This window comes from Acinetobacter sp. V116_7 (genome assembly GCF_056735735.1).
In genome coordinates this window covers 128737-147153 of record NZ_JBWZIF010000012.1, presented here as the reverse complement: position 1 = coordinate 147153, position 18417 = coordinate 128737, and the positions used below count along the sequence as shown (strand labels likewise).

The following is an 18417-nucleotide window of genomic DNA, read 5'->3' as shown; positions in this document are numbered from 1 at the left end:
CTTGTTTCTTTTATTATTAAAAACAAAAGGCATACCTCTAAATAGAGGTATGCCTTTTTAATATTTTACTTAGAACTGATAATTTAAACGCAATAACACATTACGTGGTGTGCCTGGCATGCTGTCTGAACGCCAGTACTCTTTATTGGTTAGATTATTCACCGCAAGTGTGACATTCCATGGGTCTGCACTATAGCCAATTGCCGCGTCGACACGGTTAAAGCCTTCCATTTTTACTTGATTATTAATATTTGGATAATAAGAGCCGACATAGGTCACGCCCACCTCGGTATACCACTGCTCGGTTGGTAAATAACGAACAAATAAATTACCAGTGTTTTTAGATGTGTTGGCTAAATAGTTGCCTTCTTGTTCAGGCTTTTGTTTGTCTTCTTTTACTTTTGCATCTGTGTAGCCATAACCACCGCGAACAAAGACATTATCTAGTACACGGCCAATAAAGCTAAATTCAAGACCACGAGATTGATGTTGACCTGCAGTTGCCCATACGTCTGGTTGCTCATTAGGGTTTGGTTTATAGCGGATATTATTTTTACGAATATCAAAGACAGAAAATTGAGTATTTAAACGATTATCTAACCATTCGCTTTTTACCCCAACTTCATATTGCTCGTTATATTGAGGTTCTTTATCCATTTTTGTGACATCGGTGCTTCCAGTAACTTGGTTAACACCCATTTGTCCGCCAAATGGTGCAAAGCTCTTAGAGTAAGATGTATAAAAGCTATGTTCAGGAAGCGGTTGCCATACCAAACCAACGTTTGGGCTAAAGCTGCCATCTTTTACATTACGGTGTTCATTAGTAAGTTTGTTGGTGGTTGAAAAATCGAAGTAATCGTAGCGGACGCCCATCATCAGTTTAAGTTGGTCATTTAGACCAATTAAATCTTGAATAAATACACCATAAGTTGTGCCTTCATTATAGTTATGCTGTCTCATCTTTAATGGGCCATTGCCACGGCTATATTCACGTTCGCCTGTGAATGGATTAACGTAGCCGTAAATAGAACCATTCTGAGCTTCATTTGCTAAGCGTGGCTCTCGTTGTTCATATGTCCAGTCTGTACCCATCATGATTTGATGTTCAAGTGAGCCTGTTTTGAACTTGCCCTTAATATCAAATGTATTGGTGGTGGTCTTATTGCTGGTTTGTTGCCAGTAGTAAATTTGATTGATGTAGCCTTTTTTAGTGTTGCATTCTTTACCTTTTAGGTCGTTTCCATCTAACCCACAATAAGTTCCAAAGTAAAAGTGATCAAAGTTTTGTTCTGCTTGTCGGTAACTTGCTGCCCAGTGAAAGTTCCAATCAGGCGCATATTGATAATTCACATCGGTGCGGACTACTTGCAAAATATCATCAACATAATCGCCGTCTTGGGCAAATCCCATTTTAATGGAGGTTCCCGCAGGCAAGTTTTCATATGCTGGACCACGATCAGGCACACGACCTAATTTGTCATAGGTATATTGTGTAGTCCAAGTGAGAGTTCCATCATCATTTTTATAAGTGAAACTTGGTGAAAACATTTCAATTTTATTTTCAATGCCAGAGCGGAAGCTCCCTGACTCACCATATTCTCCAGTCAAACGTATTGCTAAATTGTCATTAATGACTTGGTTAATGTCAGCCGTTGTTCCGTAGTTGTCGTAAGAACCTGCGTATGCACCAACTGAACTTTTAGAGTCAAAATTGGCGAACTTACTCACCATATTCACAACCCCACCACCAGCGCTACGACCATATAAAACAGAAGCGGGGCCTTTTAAAATTTCAATACGCTCGATATTTGCTGTACTACGACGTACTTGTCCGCTTTCACGTATGCCATCACGGTAAATATCACCTGTATCGGCACCAAAGCCACGAATCGTGATCCCATCACCGCGCATATCGTAACTGGTTGATACGCCTGGGGTGCCTTGTAACATAACGCTTAAATCATTTGATCCATAAATTTTATATTTCTGAACATCAATCGTATCGACGGTTTGAGGAATATCTTTTTTGTCTAAACCATTGCGTGTGACATTGGCTTTGTCATAGTCGATATAACTTTTAATTGGGTCGAGTTCACTCATGGCCTCAATTTTTATGGTAGGCATAGTGGCTGCCACTTTCGATGATGAGTCACTCAAGTCTTCTGCGTAGGCACCTTGAATATTCAAGATCATTAAACTGAGTAAGCTCAGCGGGAAAAGACGCTTAATTTGGGGAGATGATATAGAAATTCTTAACATAAAAATAAAAGCAGTTAACAAAAATAAAAGTATAAATGATAATTATAATCATTTAATTGTTTAGAATAAAAGAACTATTGCCTTAAAAAATGACATATTTATTTTTTAATAACTATTTTTTAGGAATGTAATGAGTGAATTAAGCAAACTATGTGAATTAACTCATTAGTTTTTCTTGTTAATTTGGTTTTGGAGAGGGGCTTTTACCAATAAAAACTCCTCCTTGGAATTAAGTGTTATTTTTCAGAACATCTAAAATATCCATTTCTGGATCATAATTCTCGTCAATTGTTTTGCAAATTGCTTGTCCAACAATGACATGCGTGCCATTAAAGGTCATGGTTGGTGCTTCATATAATTCCCAACCATGATTCAGTGCTTTAGTCACTCTTGCACAAAAAGCAGAGTCATCAGGACCAGTTAAATAGCGATAAAGTTTCATGTTTAGCCTTTAAATATAATGTTTTATGGTCATAGTTTAACTGAATTTACTTAAATTCCAGATCAAGAAATAACAGATAAGGTTTTACTGAAATTAAGAAAAACCAGTGAAAAATCTCAGCTATACTCATGTTAATTTAAATTTTAAGAAGAGCTTGAGCATGCGTGTACTTGTCGTCATGGATCCGATTGAAACCGTAAACCTTAAAAAGGATTCAACCATGGCAATGTTGTGGGCGGCGAGCCGTCGTGGACATGAATTAGGTTATGCATTACAGCAAGATTTATATATCGATCAAGGTAAGGCTTACGGTCTAATTTCACCGTTAAAAGTTTTTGAAGATTACAATCATTACTATGAGCTTGGCGAAAAGAAAAAAGAATCTATCGCGGCTTATGATGTAGTACTCATGCGTAAAGATCCGCCATTTGACATGAATTTTGTCTACACGACTTACGTGCTTGAGCAAGCTGAGCGTGAAGGTTCATGGATTATTAATAAGCCTCAATCATTGCGTGATTGCAACGAAAAACTTTTTGCAACGCAATTTCCAGAGCTACAAGTGCCTACACTTGTGACATCACAGCAAAGTTTAATTCGTGAATTTATTAAAGAACATGGTGATGTGATTGTTAAGCCGCTTGATGGTATGGGCGGTATGGGGATTTTCCGTTTATACCAAGACGGTGTAAATATTGGTTCTACCTTAGAAATGCTTACAGAGCTAGGCAACCGTCCAATTATGGCTCAGCGCTATATTCCTGAAATTGTAGAAGGGGATAAGCGTATTTTAATGGTAAATGGCGAACCTATTCCTTACTGTCTAGCTCGTATTCCACAAAATGGTGAAGTGCGCGGTAACTTGGCGGCAGGTGGTTTAGGGCAAGCGCGTCCGCTTACTGAAAACGATAAGCTGATTGCTGCTAAAATTGGCCCTTTCCTACGCGAAAAAGGTTTGATTTTTGTGGGCTTAGATGTAATTGGTAATTATGTCACTGAAATTAATGTTACTAGCCCAACCTGTATTCGTGAAATTGATGCTCAATTTGGTACATCAATTGCAGATGATCTATTTGATGTTTTAGAAGCTGGTCGTACAGCTTAATTAGTTATTTCAGGTGGTTTTCCACAGTATTTATGGGAAATCACCTGAAAATATATGAATTAATAAAATAACAATACTAAATACACCACAGCTTTGTAGGCATATTTTCAAAAAAGCACATCTTTCTGTTATAAACGAGTGAAATTAGCTTTTCGTTAATGAAGCTTTAGGATTAAAATAAACGGCTACAAAAATAGATGACAATTTCCATTGTTTTTTGAGTTGAAGAATTAGACCGTGACCGATTCACAGCAAAGCAAACCTAAACATGTCATGATGATGGCTGCCGGTACAGGTGGACATGTTTTTCCAGCCCTCGCCGTAGCCAAAAAACTTCAACAACAAGGTTGTCAGGTTTCATGGTTAGCCACGCCAACAGGTATGGAAAATCGATTATTAAAAGATCAAAATATTCCAATATATCAAATTGATATCCAAGGTGTTCGTGGCAATGGATTAGTCCGTAAAATTGCTGCACCTTTTAAAATTTTAAAAGCCACTTTAAGCGCAATGCGTTATATGAAACAGCTTAAAGTTGATGCAGTTGCAGGCTTTGGCGGTTATGTTGCGGGACCGGGTGGTTTGGCAGCACGCTTGTTAGGTATTCCTGTACTTATTCACGAACAAAATGCGGTTGCTGGTTTTACCAATGCGCAGTTGTCTCGTGTTGCTAAAGTCGTGTGTGAAGCATTTCCAAATACATTTCCTGCTGGTGGAAAAGTCGTTACAACAGGAAATCCTGTACGTCATGAAATCACAGATATTTTAAGCCCAAAGTGGCGTTATGATGAGCGTGCGCAAGCAGGGCAGCCTCTAAATATTCTAATTGTTGGTGGTTCTTTAGGTGCCAAAGCACTCAATGAACGCTTACCTCCAGCATTAAAACAATTACAAGTTCCACTTAATATTTTTCACCAGTGCGGTCAGCAACAAGTTGAGGCAACTCAAGCACTCTATGCAGATGCTCCAACTAATTTAACCGTACACGTTTTGCCGTTTATTGAAGATATGGCAAAGGCTTATAGTGAGGCAGATTTAATTATTTGCCGAGCTGGAGCACTCACGGTAACAGAAGTTGCAACAGCAGGTGTGGCCGCAGTTTTTGTACCACTTCCTATAGCAGTTGATGACCATCAAACTGCAAATGCCAAATTTCTGGCGGATTTCGGTGCTGCAAAAATTTGTCAGCAATCGACTATGACACCAGATGTTCTAAATGAATTGTTCACTTCGCTGATGAACCGCCAGTTACTTACAGAAATGGCAGTGAAAGCGCGTCAACATGCCCAACCAAATGCGACTCAGCATGTGGTTGATCTTATCCAAAAAATGTAATCGGATTTACTATGTCTCCATCAACAGCTGCGAACCAAGCAAAAAAACTGATTAAAGTGCCTGAAATGCGCCGTATCAAACACATTCATTTTGTGGGGATCGGCGGTGCTGGGATGTGTGGCATTGCAGAGGTATTGGGTAACCAAGGTTATAAAATTTCCGGTTCAGACATTAAAGCATCTAAAACTACAGAACAATTAGAGCAAAATGGCATCAAGGTTTATATTGGCCATCAAGCGGAAAATATTAAAAATGCCAATGTGCTTGTAGTTTCTACAGCGATTGATCCAGAAAATCCGGAAATTAAAGCAGCGATTGAGCAACGTACTCCTATCGTACGCCGTGCAGAGATGCTAGGTGAGCTTATGCGTTACCGTCATGGTATTGCTGTAGCGGGTACACATGGTAAAACGACAACCACAAGTCTTTTAACGACCATGTTGGCTGAAGAAAACCTTGATCCAACTTATGTTATTGGTGGTTTACTTAATAGCACAGGCGTAAATGCTGCATTAGGTGAAAGCCGTTTCATCGTAGCTGAAGCTGATGAATCAGATGCATCTTTCCTTTATTTGCAACCAATGGCAGCGATTGTAACGAATATCGATGCTGACCATATGGATACCTATGAAGGTAGCTTTGATAAGTTAAAAGATACGTTCGTACAGTTCCTTCATAACTTACCATTTTATGGTTTGGCTGTCGTTTGTGGTGATGATGCCAACATTCGTGAAATTATGCCACGTGTAGGCCGTCCAGTCATTACCTATGGTTTTAACGAAGACAACGACATTCGCGCAATTGATGTTGAACAAGATGGTATGCGTTCACACTTCACTGTGTTACGTAAAGGACGTGAGCCGCTACGTTTAACGATTAATCAACCGGGCATGCATAATATTTTGAATGCTTTGGCTGCGATTGGTGTTGCGACTGATGAAGGTGTTTCTGATGATGCAATTAGCCGTGCTTTAGCAGGCTTCAGTGGAGTTGGTCGTCGCTTCCAAGTACAAGGTGAATTCGAACTTGCCGATGGTAACGTTAAGTTAGTTGATGACTATGGACACCATCCGAAAGAAGTAGAAGCAACTATTAAAGCTGCTCGTCAGAGCCATCCAGATCGTCGTTTGGTGATGTTATTCCAACCACACCGTTACTCTCGTACCCGCGATTGTTTTGATGACTTTATTGAAGTGCTTTCTCAGGTCGATCAATTATTATTATTGGAAGTTTATCCTGCCGGTGAAAAGCCTATTGTAGGTGCAGACAGCCGTACTCTAGCGCGTAGTATTCGTTTACGTGGACAGGTGGAACCGATTTTGGTTGATCCGGTTGAAGGTAATTTGCAAAACATCATGCAAAATGTGTTACAACCAAATGACTTGTTATTAACGCAAGGTGCGGGTAACGTGGGAGCAATTTCTGTAGAACTTGCACAACATCATTTGTATGTGAAATAAACAAAAATATTGAATTATCGGGTTAAGGATTTAAACGTGTCAAATGCTACAAAATTCGGCAAAGTTGCCGTGCTATTTGGTGGGAAATCGGCTGAGCGTGCTGTGTCTTTAGATAGTGGTCAGGCAGTTCTGGATGCTTTATTGCGTTCGGGCGTTCAGGCTGAAGCATTTGATCCGCAAGACCGCAGTGTGACTGAGCTTGTAAATTATGATCGTGCATTTATTGTATTGCATGGTCGTGGTGGTGAAGATGGCCAGATTCAAGGCGTACTTGAATGGTTAAATCTGCCTTATACAGGAACTGGTGTACAAGGTTCTGCGATTGGCATGGATAAAGTCAAAACCAAGCAAATCTGGCAAGGTAGTGATTTACCTACAGCGCCATATCGCATTATTACTAAAGAAACAGATTTAGATGCGGTGATTGCTGAGTTAGGCTTACCTGTCATTATCAAACCTGTACATGAAGGCTCAAGTGTCGGCATGAGTAAGGTTGAGAAAGCAGAAGATTTTGCAGCTGCAATTGAGAAGGCGACTCAGCACGATGCTGTTGTGATGGCAGAAAAGTGGATCACAGGTCGTGAATTCACAATCTCATTCCTAAATGGTCAGCCTTTACCGGTTATTCGTTTACAACCACCAGCAGATGTTGCTTTCTACGACTACGAAGCGAAATATCAACGTAATGATGTAGAGTATGGTATTCCTTGTGGTCTAAGTGAGACAGAAGAGAAAAACCTGCAAGCATTGTGCTTACGCGCTTTTCAGGCAGTTGGTGCAGAAAGCTGGGGCCGTATTGATGCGATGCAGGATGAGCAGGGTAATTTCTGGCTTTTAGAAGTAAACACTGTACCAGGTATGACCAGCCACTCTTTAGTTCCAAAAGCTGCGAAAGCTGTTGGCTATAGTTTTGATGAATTGTGTGTTGCCATTCTTGAGCAAACATTGGAAGGTACGGCTTAAATATGGCACAACTTCCGGCTTCCATGCGCCGTAAACGTGCGGCCATCACCTCTATTCATGATAAACCACCTACACGTAAGCAGAAGCTTGCAAATGCTGGTGGATGGGTGCTGTTGGTTATTGCTTTTGTAGTGCTGGCAGTCGGAATTTATGGGCTATATAAAGTTATTACAGATGCAACAGTTGCAAAGCTAGAAGTTGTGGGGTCGACGTCTTCAGTTGAAACACAACAAGTGATGCAGCATGTTGCTCCAATTATAAAAGCGAATTATTTCACATCTGATTTAGAACAGATTCGAGATAAAACATTAGAAATTTCGTGGGTAGACCGAGTTGTCGTTTCTCGTGCTTGGCCCAATGGTATTCGTGTTCGTGTCATGCCTCGACATGCCATCGCCCGTTGGGGAACAGGTCGCTTGTTAAGCGATGGAGGCGATGTATTCAGTGAGGCAGAGCCGACAATTCATCCTGAGCTTCCGTTACTCCATGGTCCGGTAAGCCAGTCGAAAATGATGATGCGACGCTATAATGAAATCAATCAATTATTCCACCCTGCCAATTTGCGTCTAAAAGAGTTATATCTGACAGAGCGAATGACTTGGTTTATGCAGTTTGACTCAGGTTTACGAATTATTGTTGACCAAGATCAAACAATGAATAAGTTGCAACGTTTAAGCCATCTGGCACAATCTGACTTAAAACCGGTGTGGTCGAAAATCTCAGCCATTGATTTGCGATATCGTAATGGATTATCTATTCAATGGAAGAACGCAACACCACCTAAAATTGTGAATGGTCAGTTTGTTGTAACGATTGATGACACAAGCATTGCAGGTGGAACAAAAGCAAAGCCATAATACGTGGCTTTAAAATAGGCAATTTGCCTGGTATTAAACAACAAAGAAATGGTATGAGTGATGAATGAAGCTGTTCCCTCAGTTGTTGCGATTGACATTGGGACGCATAAAGTTTCAGTTTTGATTGGAAAAATTCATGCGCCGGATAACATTCAAGTTATCGGTATGGCAACTGCTCGCAATCGTGGCATGAATAAAGGAAAAATCGTAAGCCTCGATAAAGTTATCGCTGCGATTAAAAATGCTGTCGCTGAAGCGGAAAATATGGCCGAATGTCGCATTCATAGCGCATGGGTATCGATTCCGAGTACCGAGTTGCAAAGTTTTTATGCCTCTGGCCGCACACCAGTTGCTAATCCAGCACATGTTATTACAACAAATGAAGTCGTGCGCGCGTTAGAATTGGCAAAAGCAAGTCATGTGACTTCTGATTACTATTTAGCAAGTGCAGTGCCGTTAGGCTTTGAATTGGGTGATTCTGCTGAATGGGTGCAGAATCCAATTAACATGACTGCCCATAGTATGACCGGACATTATCAGTTAATGATGATGCCGATTGCGACTATGCAAAACCTTGATCGCGCTATGAAAGGTGCAAATATCGGGGTTGAAAAAATGGTGGTATCTTGTCTGGCAACCGCTGAGGCAAGCTTGCTTAAAGATGAAAAAGAGTATGGTGTTTGTCTAGTCGATATTGGCGCAGGCATTACCAATCTTGCAGTTTATCTAGATGGACGTTTGGCTCTGGCACGTACATTGCAACGCGGTGGTGAGCATGTTACGCGTGATATTGCTGCTGTATTGCAAACTACGACAGAAGAAGCTGAACGTATTAAAATTCTGTATGGTTGTGTTGATTTAAGCGCTGTTAAGCCAGATCACATGATTCAGGTAGAAGGAATTGATGGCCCTCAAACGATTAGTCGAATTGAGTTGTCAGAAATTATTATTGCCCGCTATGAAGAGATCTTTAGCCAGATTCGCGATGAGCTCGAGAACAGCGGTGCAATTCATGGTTTATACCATGGTGTAGTGTTGACAGGGGATGCTTGTCAAATCGAAGGTATGGTGAGTTTGGCTCGCCGTATGTTGGGGGTATCTGCCCATTTGGGTAATCCGCCGTTACAGGTTTATGCTGATGATCAACATCAGGCAGCATTACGTCGTTCGATGTATGCAACAGCAGCTGGTTTGCTCATGTTTAGCCAAAGTGAGTTGCAAGAAGCTGTTGAAGAGCCTGAAGAGGCAAATGACCGTTCGGTATGGGAGCGAATGGTAAATGGCTGGAATGCATTTAATAGCAAGCTAAAAGCCATTTTTTAGGATGTATGGATTTATTGGTAGAATTGTTAGGAAGTTGTAAGAGAAAACCACTGTACTTGACAAGGTTTGTATTGCACAGCATTCTTAAAATTAGTTATTTTTGAAAATCAAGGCAGTATACGGGCTGAAGTGACTGCCATAATGTATTAGGAACCCTAAAGGTCATGGCCTCATTTGAATTTATAGAAGATGAACTAAACGATGGCAACGGTCAAGCCCGTTTCACTGTATTTGGTGTAGGTGGTGGTGGCGGTAATGCCGTTCAACATATGGTGCAGTCTGATATTCAAGGTGTTAAATTCGTTTGTGCCAATACAGACAAACAAGCACTAGACTGTATGAATGCACCTTTCAAAATTCAGTTAGGCGAGCAAAGTACGCGTGGTTTAGGTGCTGGTGCTAACCCTGAAGTTGGGCAAGTTGCAGCAGAAGAAAGCCGTGAAATTATTCGTCACCATCTTGAAGGTACGGATATGGTGTTCGTTACCGCTGGTATGGGTGGAGGTACGGGTACGGGCGCGGCTCCTGTCGTGGCTGAAGTTGCCAAAGAAATGGGTATTTTGACTGTTGGTGTTGTAACAACTCCATTTAACTTTGAAGGCCGTCGCCGTTTAAAATCTGCTGAGCGCGGTATTGAAGCGCTTGAAGCACATGTTGATTCATTGATTATTATCCCGAACCAACGCTTACTTAGCGTATATGGCGATATTTCAATGAAAGATGCTTATAAAAAAGCTGATGATGTATTGTTAAACGCTGTACGTAGTATCTTTGACTTGGTTGTTAACCGTGGTCACATTAACCTTGACTTCGCCGATTTGAAAACTGCAATGAGTACTCGTGGTTACGCAATGATGGGTGCTGGTTTAGGTCGTGGTGAAGACCGTGCACGTCAAGCAGCTGAACAAGCGATCCGTAGTCCATTACTTGATAACGTTAATATTATTAATGCCAAAGGCGTGTTAATTAATATTACGGGTGGTGATGATATTACTCTACGCGAAACTGAAATCATTACTGATGTTGTGAACCAGATTGTTGACCTTGATGAAGGTGAAATTTTCTACGGTACAGTATTTGATCCAGATGCGCGTGATGAATTACGTGTAACAGTGATTGCGACTGGTTTAACTCGTAATGCAGCAGATGCAGAGCCGAGAAAACGTAATACAGTAAGTCATGCATCGTCTCAAGCAGCTCAATCTGTTGATGAAGACGACGTTCCTGCGATTAATAAGCGTCAAAATGCAGACAATGAAGTGAGTAGCAACGCAAGTTCTTCTCCACGTTCTTCTCCGATGAGTATTCAAGATTACTTGAAAAATCAGCAACGTAAGTAAAAAATTATTAAATTTAAAAAAAGGCAGTGTTTAAACGCTGCCTTTTTTTGTTTTTGATCAATGACTAAATATGCTAACGTATAGCGGTTTTAAAAAAGAAGTTACAAAGCATGGTGAAACAACGTACTCTCAATCGTGTGGTAAAAGCGAGTGGAATAGGTCTTCATAGCGGTCAAAAAGTGATGATCAATTTCATTCCACATACCGCGGATGGAGGTATTGTATTTCGTCGTATCGATTTAGACCCGCCTGTTGAAATCCATGCGAATGCTTTGCTCATTCAAGAAGCTTTCATGTGCTCCAATTTAGTAATTGGAGATATAAAAGTTGGAACGATTGAGCATGTAATGAGCGCAATTGCAGGCTTAGGAATTGATAACCTTATTGTTGAGGTATCTGCGTCCGAAGTTCCGATTATGGATGGAAGCGCCGGCCCATTTATTTACCTGTTAATGCAGGGTGGATTACGTGAGCTGGATGCGCCGAAAAAATTTATAAGAATATTAAAACCAGTTGAAGCATTAATAGATGATAAAAAAGCGATTTTTAGCCCGCATAATGGTTTTCAGTTAAATTTTACGATTGATTTTGACCATCCGGCATTTGCTAAAGAATATCAATCTGCCACTATCGACTTTTCTACTGAAACTTTTGTATATGAAGTCAGTGAAGCTCGTACTTTTGGTTTTATGAAAGATCTAGATTATCTCAAAGCAAATAACTTAGCCTTGGGTGCAAGTTTAGATAATGCCATTGGTGTAGATGACACAGGTGTTGTGAACGAAGAAGGCTTACGTTTCGCTGACGAATTTGTAAGACATAAGATTTTGGATGCAGTAGGTGATTTGTATTTACTTGGTCATCAAATTATTGCCAAGTTTGATGGCTATAAATCGGGACATGCTTTAAATAATCAGTTGTTACGCAATGTTCAAAGTGATCCGAGTAATTATGAAATTGTAACATTTAATGACGAGAATGAATGTCCAATTCCATATGTCAGTGTGACATAAGTCATTGTCTTTACTTGGCTACGTTATATTGTAACGTTTCAAAGTGTGATTATTATCACATAATAAGAACGATTCTAATTAAGAAATAGAAAGCTCATCATTTTTTATTGCTTGCCAAACGTAGTAAAGCTTGGCTAAGCTTAGGGTCGCTCACAAAGTCGGCTGCACTACGTAACATTTCTTGTGTTTCCGGGGGGATGGGTTTAGATGACTCAGATGAGGGTATATTGGGAGTGTTTTTATTTCTCAATCGAACCTGAATTCTTTGTAAGTCTTTTAACCCTTCAAGTTGAGATAATTTAGATACATATTGGTTCTGTAAATAACTGAGTTGACTAATCATCGCCTGATTTTCACCAGTAATGATTAAAGAACCATTTTGATAACACACGACCTGCCATTGTTCCGGTTGGGGCAATAAGGGTTGGATTATTTTCGTAAGTCTTTGCCATTGCGCGACTTGCGTTGTTAGAAACGTAAGGTTTCCTGTTTTTATGTGTTTTCCGGTTTGTTGAAAAACGTTATCGGGTTTAGACATGGGTCATTCTCGGATAGATTCTTGTCTTCATCTTAAGCGTTCATTTCGATTGATATCAAGGAAGAGATCATAAGGAACTTGAGTAAGAACAGTTTCAAGAGGTTTTTATGCACACGCGTCGTATTTTATTAGCGTTTTCACTTGCCGCTTCGGCAGCATCAGTTGCTTTTGCAGATTATCAAACAATTAACCAATCTACTGATTCAGATCGATTGGAACAACTATCAAAAACATTATCTCAAGGTTCATACACCCATCCTGATGATTTAGATCTTCCGGCGAGTGCGAAAGTTTCAGTGACCTTACGCCAAAAAACGGTTGAGCTCAACAATGAATCGCTCGCAAAAAAATATGGCAATACGAGTGCAAAGAATTCTTTTAATGCCTCTTCTTCAAATGCTTACTCTTGGTTAGTTTCTCATCCTCTTCCTGATACTGTACGAGTTTCTTCGAACTTCGGTGGTCGCACAATGAGCGGTCGTGCCGAACATCATGGTGGTTTAGATATGGCTGCTCCGAGTGGTACGCCAATCTATGCAACAGGCCCAGGTATTGTAACGAAATCTGGCTGGGGCACTGGCTATGGTCAATATGTTGAAATTAACCATGGTAATGGTTACTTAACACGTTATGCTCATGCTTCGCGCTTAATGGTACGTGTAGGCGACCAAGTATCTGCAGGTGAACATATTGCCAATGTAGGCTGTACTGGTCGCTGTACTGGCCCACATTTGCACTACGAAGTAGTAAAAGATGGTCAACGTAAGAATCCAACTACTTACTTGGCGATGCTTCCTTAAAAGCATGGTTAAAAAGTTAAGGTTATTAAATTTATGAATCTGAAATTAGCCTAAACCTTTTTTAACGTAAAGATTGTATAAAAAAACGCCATTATTGGCGTTTTTTTGTTATTTTGTTTAATGCTCGGTCAATGACTATTCATTCAGAAAATAATAGGCCCCCCTCACATTCACCCGTGGCAATAACTAGAGAGGGGTAAAACGTGGTAAAAATACAAAGTAGATTAAAGAACAAGGAACAGGTGAATTATGGCGTTTTACGGTGACTCCGATGCACAAGAAACCCAAGAGTGGCAAGATGCATTCGATTCAGTTTTACAACATATGGGAACTGAGCGCGCAGCATTCTTATTGGAAAAACTTTACCAACAAGCAATTGCTAAGCATGTTCCAATTCAACGTCTCAATACACCTTACTTAAATACAATTTCTGTTGAAGAACAACCTGCAATGCCAGGCGACCAAGATATGGAACGCCGTATTCGTGCATTGATTCGTTGGAATGCCTTAGCAATGGTACTTCGTGCGAATAAAACAGGTGATGATTTAGGTGGACACTTGGCGAGCTTCGCATCAAGTGCAACATTATATGACGTAGGTTTTAACCATTTCTTCCGCGCAAACAGCGATAACTTTGGCGGAGATATGATTTATTACCAAGGACACTGTGCTCCTGGTATTTATGCACGTTCATTCCTTGAAGGACGTTTAACTGAAGAACAGTTAAGTAATTTCCGCCGTGAAGTTGGCGGTAACGGTTTACCAAGCTATCCACATCCATATTTAATGCCGGACTATTGGCAATTCCCAACTGTATCAATGGGTCTTGGTCCAATCATGTCGATTTATCAAGCGCACATTCAAAAATATTTGATGAACCGTGGCTTGATCAAAGAAGAAAATCGTAAAGTCTGGGCTTATCTTGGCGATGGTGAGATGGATGAGCCAGAAAGTACTGGTGCAATTTCACTTGCTGGTCGTGAAAAACTTGATAACTTGATCTGGGTTGTTAACTGTAACTTACAGCGTCTAGATGGTCCTGTACGTGGTAACGGTAAAATCATTCAAGAATTAGAATCTTTATTCCGTGGTGCGGGCTGGCGTGTCATTAAAGTGGTATGGGGCCGTCATTGGGATCCTCTACTTGCAAAAGACAACACAGGCGCTTTAAAAGCGGTAATGGAAGAAACTGTTGATGGTGAATACCAACGCTATCAAGTGAAAGGTGGTGCATATACACGTGAGAAATTCTTTGGCAAGTACCCAGAAGCTGCGGAACTTGTAAAAGATTTAAGCGATGAAGACATCGATAATCTCAACCGTGGTGGCCATGACCCTTACAAAGTTTTTGCTGCCTATGCAGAAGCAATGAAAGCCAAAGGTCAACCAACAGTTATTCTTGCGAAAACTGTTAAAGGTTACGGTTTGTCTGAAGAAATTGAAGCGGTGAACAAAACTCACCAAATCAAAAAAATGCAGATCGACTCTTTAAAATATGTACGTGACCGTTTTAACCTGCCATTTACAGATGATAAGTTAGAAGAGCTTCCATTCTATCGTCCAAGTGAAAACTCTCCAGAAATGAAGTACATGAAAGCGCGTCGTGAAGCGTTAGGTGGTTACCTGCCAGCACGTCGTCGTGAGAGTGAAATTTTAGCGATTCCTGAATTATCTGTATTTGATGCAGTATTAAACGGTTCAGGTGGTAAAGAGCAATCTACTACGATGGTGATGGTTCGTTTAATTGCTGCTTTACTTAAAGAAAAAGCAATTAAAGACCGCGTAGTGCCAATCGTTCCAGATGAAGCACGTACATTTGGTTTAGAAGGTATGTTCCGTCAGCTTGGTATTTATGCTGCTCACGGTCAAAAATATACCCCAGAAGACCAAGAACAGTTAATGCATTACCGTGAAGCAAGTGACGGTCACATGCTTCAAGAAGGGATTAACGAAGCTGGTGCGATGAGCGCATGGGCTGCGTTAGCAACAAGTTATTCAACGAATAACTTGCCAATGATTCCAATGTACATGTACTACTCAATGTTTGGTTTCCAACGTATTGGTGACATTGCATGGGCTGCGGGCGATGCACAAGCTCAAGGTTTCTTGTTAGGTGCAACTGCTGGTCGTACCACATTGAATGGTGAAGGTTTACAACACCAAGATGGTCATTCACATATCTTGGCGAACACGATTCCTAACTGTGTATCTTATGATCCATGTTTTGGTTACGAATTAGCTGTAATCGTACATGACGGTTTACAACGTATGTATGTGAACCAAGAGCGTGTGTTCTATTACCTCACTGTAATGAACGAAAACTACGAGCATCCTGCAATGCCTGAAGGCGCTGAGGAAGGCATTAAACGTGGTATGTACTTATTCGAAAAAGACGAAAAAGCAACTGTCCAATTACTTGGTTCAGGTGTAATTCTTCGTGAAGTGATCAAAGCTGCGAAAATCTTACGTGATGAATACCAAATCCATTCAAACGTTTGGAGTGTAACAAGCTTCAACGAATTGTCGCGTGATGGTATGGCATGTGAAGAATACAACCGCTTACATCCACTTACTGAAGAAGTAAAAGAGTCTTGGGTATCTAAACAGTTACGTGGTACAGAAGGTATTGTTGTTTCAGCAACAGACCATATGCGTGCGTATAGCGAACAAATCCGTGCTTATCTTCCAGATGGCCGCCCATTTGTTGCATTAGGTACAGATGGTTATGGTCGCTCAGATACACGTGCTAACTTACGTAGTTTCTTTGGTGTTGATGCTGCACATATCGTTGTTGCTACTTTGAAAAAATTAGCTGACGAAGGTGAAGTAGATGCACGTTTAGTTAAAGATGCAATTTCTAACTTTGAGTTGGACACTGACCGTCCAGTGGCATGGGCTCCACAAGCACATCCAGAAGTTCAGGCAGTTGCTGAATACAATGAAGCGCAAACTGGTGAGGGGAACTAAGCATGCAAATTAAGACCCCTGATATTGGTGTAGATAAAGCAGTTGTTGCTGAAATTTTGGTAAAAGTTGGTGACAGCATTGCTGAAAATGACAGCCTTGTTTTACTTGAGTCAGATAAAGCATCTGTTGAAGTGCCTAGCACTTCAGCAGGTGTCGTAAAAAGTATCTTAATCAAGGAAGGCGATAGCGTAACTGAAGGTACGGTATTGTTTGAACTTGAGGCTGAAGGTGCTGCACCTGTAGCTCAAACAGAAGAAGTTGCAAAACCTGCTCCAGCAGCTGAACAAACAGCAGCGCCGGCAGCGGTACAACAGACTTCAACTGCTGCACAACCAGCAGCGGCAACCACTAGCCAAGTGGTTGAAGTTCAAGTTCCTGATATTGGTGTTGAAAAAGCACTCGTTGGTGAAATCTTAGTAAAAGTTGGTGAGCAAATCGATGTTGAGCAAAGCATCGTTGTTGTTGAATCTGACAAAGCAACTGTAGAAGTACCAAGTAGTGTTGCGGGTACTGTAGAAAGCATTCAAGTTAAAGAAGGCGATACAGTTAAAGAAGGTGTTGTGCTCATTAAAGTGAAAACAACATCTGCATCGAGTGCGCCAGTTGAAGCTCCTGCTTCTACAGCAGCGGCAGCGGCAGCGCCTGCACCAGTTCAAAAAGAAACTGTAGCTACGGCTGCTACTCAATCTGGACCAGTTGATATTAACGTTCCTGATTTGGGCGTAGATAAAGCAGTTGTTGCTGAAATCTTGGTTCAGGTTGGCGATAAAGTTGATGTAGACCAAAGCCTTGTTGTGGTTGAGTCAGATAAAGCGACTGTTGAAGTTCCAAGTACTGTTGCGGGCATTGTGAAAGCGATTCACTTGCAAGCAGGCCAACAGGTTTCACAAGGTATATTGCTTGCAACAATTGAAGCTGAAGGCCAAGCACCTGCTGCGGCACCAGCGGCAAAAGCAGAAGTAGCTCCAGCTCCACAGGCAACAGCACCTAAAGCGGCAGCTCCTGCTCCGACTCAGGCAGCATCTGCTCCAGCGTCTGGTAGTGACAAGTTAACCAAAGAGCAAGAAGCAGAAAACGCTAAAGTTTATGCAGGTCCTGCTGTACGTAAGCTTGCTCGTGAACTTGGTGTGATTTTGTCACAAGTTAAAACTTCTGGTGAGCATGGCCGTGTTGTTAAAGAAGATATCTTTGCTTATGTGAAGACTCGTTTAACTGCGCCACAAGCTGCACCAGTTGCTGCGGCTGCACCAGCGGTTTCGGGTTTGCCAAAGCTTCCTGACTTTACTGCGTTTGGTGGCGTGGAAGAAAAAGTACTGACGCGTTTGCAGCAAGTATCAATTCCGCAATTGTCATTGAACAACTTTATTCCGCAAGTCACCCAGTTTGATTTGGCTGACATTACTGAGTTAGAAGATTGGCGTAATGAACTGAAAGGCAACTTCAAAAAAGAAGGTATCAGCCTGACGATTATGGCATTCATTATCAAAGCGGTTGCGTATTTGTTGAAAGAAGAGCGTGAGTTCGCAGGTCATCTATCTGATGACGGTAAATCCGTGCTCTTGCGCAATGAAATCCATATGGGAATTGCAGTAGCAACACCTGATGGTTTAACTGTGCCAGTACTTCGTAACCCAGACCAAAAATCAATTAAGCAAATCGCAGTTGAATTGGGTGTGTTAGGTCAAAAAGCACGTGATAAGAAATTAACACCGAAAGACTTGCAAGGTGCGAATTTCACCATTTCAAGTTTAGGCGCAATTGGTGGTACAGCATTTACACCACTTGTAAACTGGCCGCAAGTTGCGATTTTGGGTATTTCACCTGCAACGATGCAACCGGTTTGGAATGGTAAAGACTTTGATCCACGCTTAATGTTGCCGTTGTCGTTGTCTTATGACCACCGTGTAATTAATGGTGCGGATGCCGCTCGCTTTACTAATAAACTTACGAAACTTCTTAAAGATATTCGTACTTTATTAATCTAATATTTGAAATGAATCATTAAAACCTCGCTT

The 18417-nt window shown here is 41.1% G+C and carries 14 protein-coding genes; 11 read left to right on the top strand and 3 right to left on the bottom strand.

Going from position 1 to position 18417, the window contains the following annotated elements; translation table 11 throughout:
- Window positions 1–69 precede the first annotated feature (69 nt).
- Entirely contained in the window at window positions 70–2259 is a 2190-nt protein-coding gene (locus AC1PJP_RS03315) for a TonB-dependent receptor (protein ID WP_479766524.1), read from the bottom strand.
- A gap of 229 nt (window positions 2260–2488) precedes the next feature.
- Window positions 2489–2701: a DUF1737 domain-containing protein gene (locus AC1PJP_RS03310; RefSeq protein WP_005066797.1), complete on the bottom strand. Its 213-nt coding sequence runs from the start codon at window positions 2699–2701 to the stop codon at window positions 2489–2491.
- 160 nt (window positions 2702–2861) lie between these two features.
- Between AC1PJP_RS03310 and gshB the strand changes: the two genes are divergently transcribed.
- The 8 genes from gshB to lpxC all read left to right on the top strand — a co-directional run bounded on the left by gshB (window position 2862) and on the right by lpxC (window position 12097).
- Window positions 2862–3806: a glutathione synthase gene (gshB, locus tag AC1PJP_RS03305; RefSeq protein WP_009391338.1), complete on the top strand. Its 945-nt coding sequence runs from the start codon at window positions 2862–2864 to the stop codon at window positions 3804–3806.
- Window positions 3807–4043: 237 nt separating this feature from the next.
- Window positions 4044–5141 (top strand): undecaprenyldiphospho-muramoylpentapeptide beta-N-acetylglucosaminyltransferase, encoded by a 1098-nt coding sequence (gene murG / locus AC1PJP_RS03300; RefSeq protein WP_479766523.1) that lies wholly within the window; start codon window positions 4044–4046, stop codon window positions 5139–5141.
- Between the two features lie 11 nt (window positions 5142–5152).
- Window positions 5153–6601 (top strand): UDP-N-acetylmuramate--L-alanine ligase, encoded by a 1449-nt coding sequence (gene murC / locus AC1PJP_RS03295; protein WP_003654096.1) that lies wholly within the window; start codon window positions 5153–5155, stop codon window positions 6599–6601.
- Between the two features lie 36 nt (window positions 6602–6637).
- Window positions 6638–7564, top strand: coding sequence for a D-alanine--D-alanine ligase (locus AC1PJP_RS03290; RefSeq protein ID WP_005300616.1), 927 nt, complete (start codon window positions 6638–6640; stop codon window positions 7562–7564).
- Between the two features lie 2 nt (window positions 7565–7566).
- Window positions 7567–8421 carry a cell division protein FtsQ/DivIB gene (locus AC1PJP_RS03285; protein ID WP_005300619.1) on the top strand — a complete coding sequence of 285 codons (855 nt, stop codon included), beginning with the start codon at window positions 7567–7569 and terminating at the stop codon, window positions 8419–8421.
- 60 nt (window positions 8422–8481) lie between these two features.
- On the top strand, window positions 8482–9744 hold the full coding sequence (gene ftsA, locus AC1PJP_RS03280) for a cell division protein FtsA (RefSeq protein ID WP_004790064.1): 1263 nt from the start codon (window positions 8482–8484) through the stop codon (window positions 9742–9744).
- 164 nt (window positions 9745–9908) lie between these two features.
- Complete coding sequence (gene ftsZ / locus AC1PJP_RS03275; protein WP_016139861.1) at window positions 9909–11084, top strand: cell division protein FtsZ; 1176 nt, start codon at window positions 9909–9911, stop codon at window positions 11082–11084.
- A gap of 110 nt (window positions 11085–11194) precedes the next feature.
- Window positions 11195–12097 (top strand): UDP-3-O-acyl-N-acetylglucosamine deacetylase, encoded by a 903-nt coding sequence (gene lpxC / locus AC1PJP_RS03270; protein WP_004790060.1) that lies wholly within the window; start codon window positions 11195–11197, stop codon window positions 12095–12097.
- Between the two features lie 97 nt (window positions 12098–12194).
- Here the strand turns inward: lpxC and AC1PJP_RS03265 are convergent, their stop codons facing one another.
- Entirely contained in the window at window positions 12195–12635 is a 441-nt protein-coding gene (locus tag AC1PJP_RS03265; protein WP_479766522.1) for a DUF721 domain-containing protein, read from the bottom strand.
- Between the two features lie 107 nt (window positions 12636–12742).
- Between AC1PJP_RS03265 and AC1PJP_RS03260 the strand changes: the two genes are divergently transcribed.
- The 3 genes from AC1PJP_RS03260 to AC1PJP_RS03250 all read left to right on the top strand — a co-directional run bounded on the left by AC1PJP_RS03260 (window position 12743) and on the right by AC1PJP_RS03250 (window position 18387).
- Window positions 12743–13435, top strand: coding sequence for a M23 family metallopeptidase (locus tag AC1PJP_RS03260; protein WP_005300632.1), 693 nt, complete (start codon window positions 12743–12745; stop codon window positions 13433–13435).
- A gap of 249 nt (window positions 13436–13684) precedes the next feature.
- The gene (gene aceE / locus AC1PJP_RS03255; protein WP_013196595.1) at window positions 13685–16402 is read left to right on the top strand and encodes a pyruvate dehydrogenase (acetyl-transferring), homodimeric type; all 2718 of its coding nucleotides are present in this window, start codon (window positions 13685–13687) and stop codon (window positions 16400–16402) included.
- Window positions 16403–16404: 2 nt separating this feature from the next.
- On the top strand, window positions 16405–18387 hold the full coding sequence (locus tag AC1PJP_RS03250) for a 2-oxo acid dehydrogenase subunit E2 (protein WP_192836163.1): 1983 nt from the start codon (window positions 16405–16407) through the stop codon (window positions 18385–18387).
- Window positions 18388–18417: the final 30 nt, after the last annotated feature.

What these genes read in the sequence shown, in the direction of transcription:
- AC1PJP_RS03285 (WP_005300619.1), top strand. Translation starts at nt 7,567, where the DNA reads ATGGCACAACTTCCGGCTTCCATGCGCCGTAAACGTGCGGCCATCACC.
- gshB (WP_009391338.1), top strand. Translation starts at nt 2,862, where the DNA reads ATGCGTGTACTTGTCGTCATGGATCCGATTGAAACCGTAAACCTTAAA.
- AC1PJP_RS03265 (WP_479766522.1), bottom strand. Translation starts at nt 12,635, where the DNA reads ATGTCTAAACCCGATAACGTTTTTCAACAAACCGGAAAACACATAAAA.
- aceE (WP_013196595.1), top strand. Translation starts at nt 13,685, where the DNA reads ATGGCGTTTTACGGTGACTCCGATGCACAAGAAACCCAAGAGTGGCAA.
- ftsA (WP_004790064.1), top strand. Translation starts at nt 8,482, where the DNA reads ATGAATGAAGCTGTTCCCTCAGTTGTTGCGATTGACATTGGGACGCAT.
- AC1PJP_RS03315 (WP_479766524.1), bottom strand. Translation starts at nt 2,259, where the DNA reads ATGTTAAGAATTTCTATATCATCTCCCCAAATTAAGCGTCTTTTCCCG.
- murC (WP_003654096.1), top strand. Translation starts at nt 5,153, where the DNA reads ATGTCTCCATCAACAGCTGCGAACCAAGCAAAAAAACTGATTAAAGTG.
- lpxC (WP_004790060.1), top strand. Translation starts at nt 11,195, where the DNA reads ATGGTGAAACAACGTACTCTCAATCGTGTGGTAAAAGCGAGTGGAATA.
- AC1PJP_RS03260 (WP_005300632.1), top strand. Translation starts at nt 12,743, where the DNA reads ATGCACACGCGTCGTATTTTATTAGCGTTTTCACTTGCCGCTTCGGCA.
- AC1PJP_RS03250 (WP_192836163.1), top strand. Translation starts at nt 16,405, where the DNA reads ATGCAAATTAAGACCCCTGATATTGGTGTAGATAAAGCAGTTGTTGCT.
- AC1PJP_RS03310 (WP_005066797.1), bottom strand. Translation starts at nt 2,701, where the DNA reads ATGAAACTTTATCGCTATTTAACTGGTCCTGATGACTCTGCTTTTTGT.
- ftsZ (WP_016139861.1), top strand. Translation starts at nt 9,909, where the DNA reads ATGGCCTCATTTGAATTTATAGAAGATGAACTAAACGATGGCAACGGT.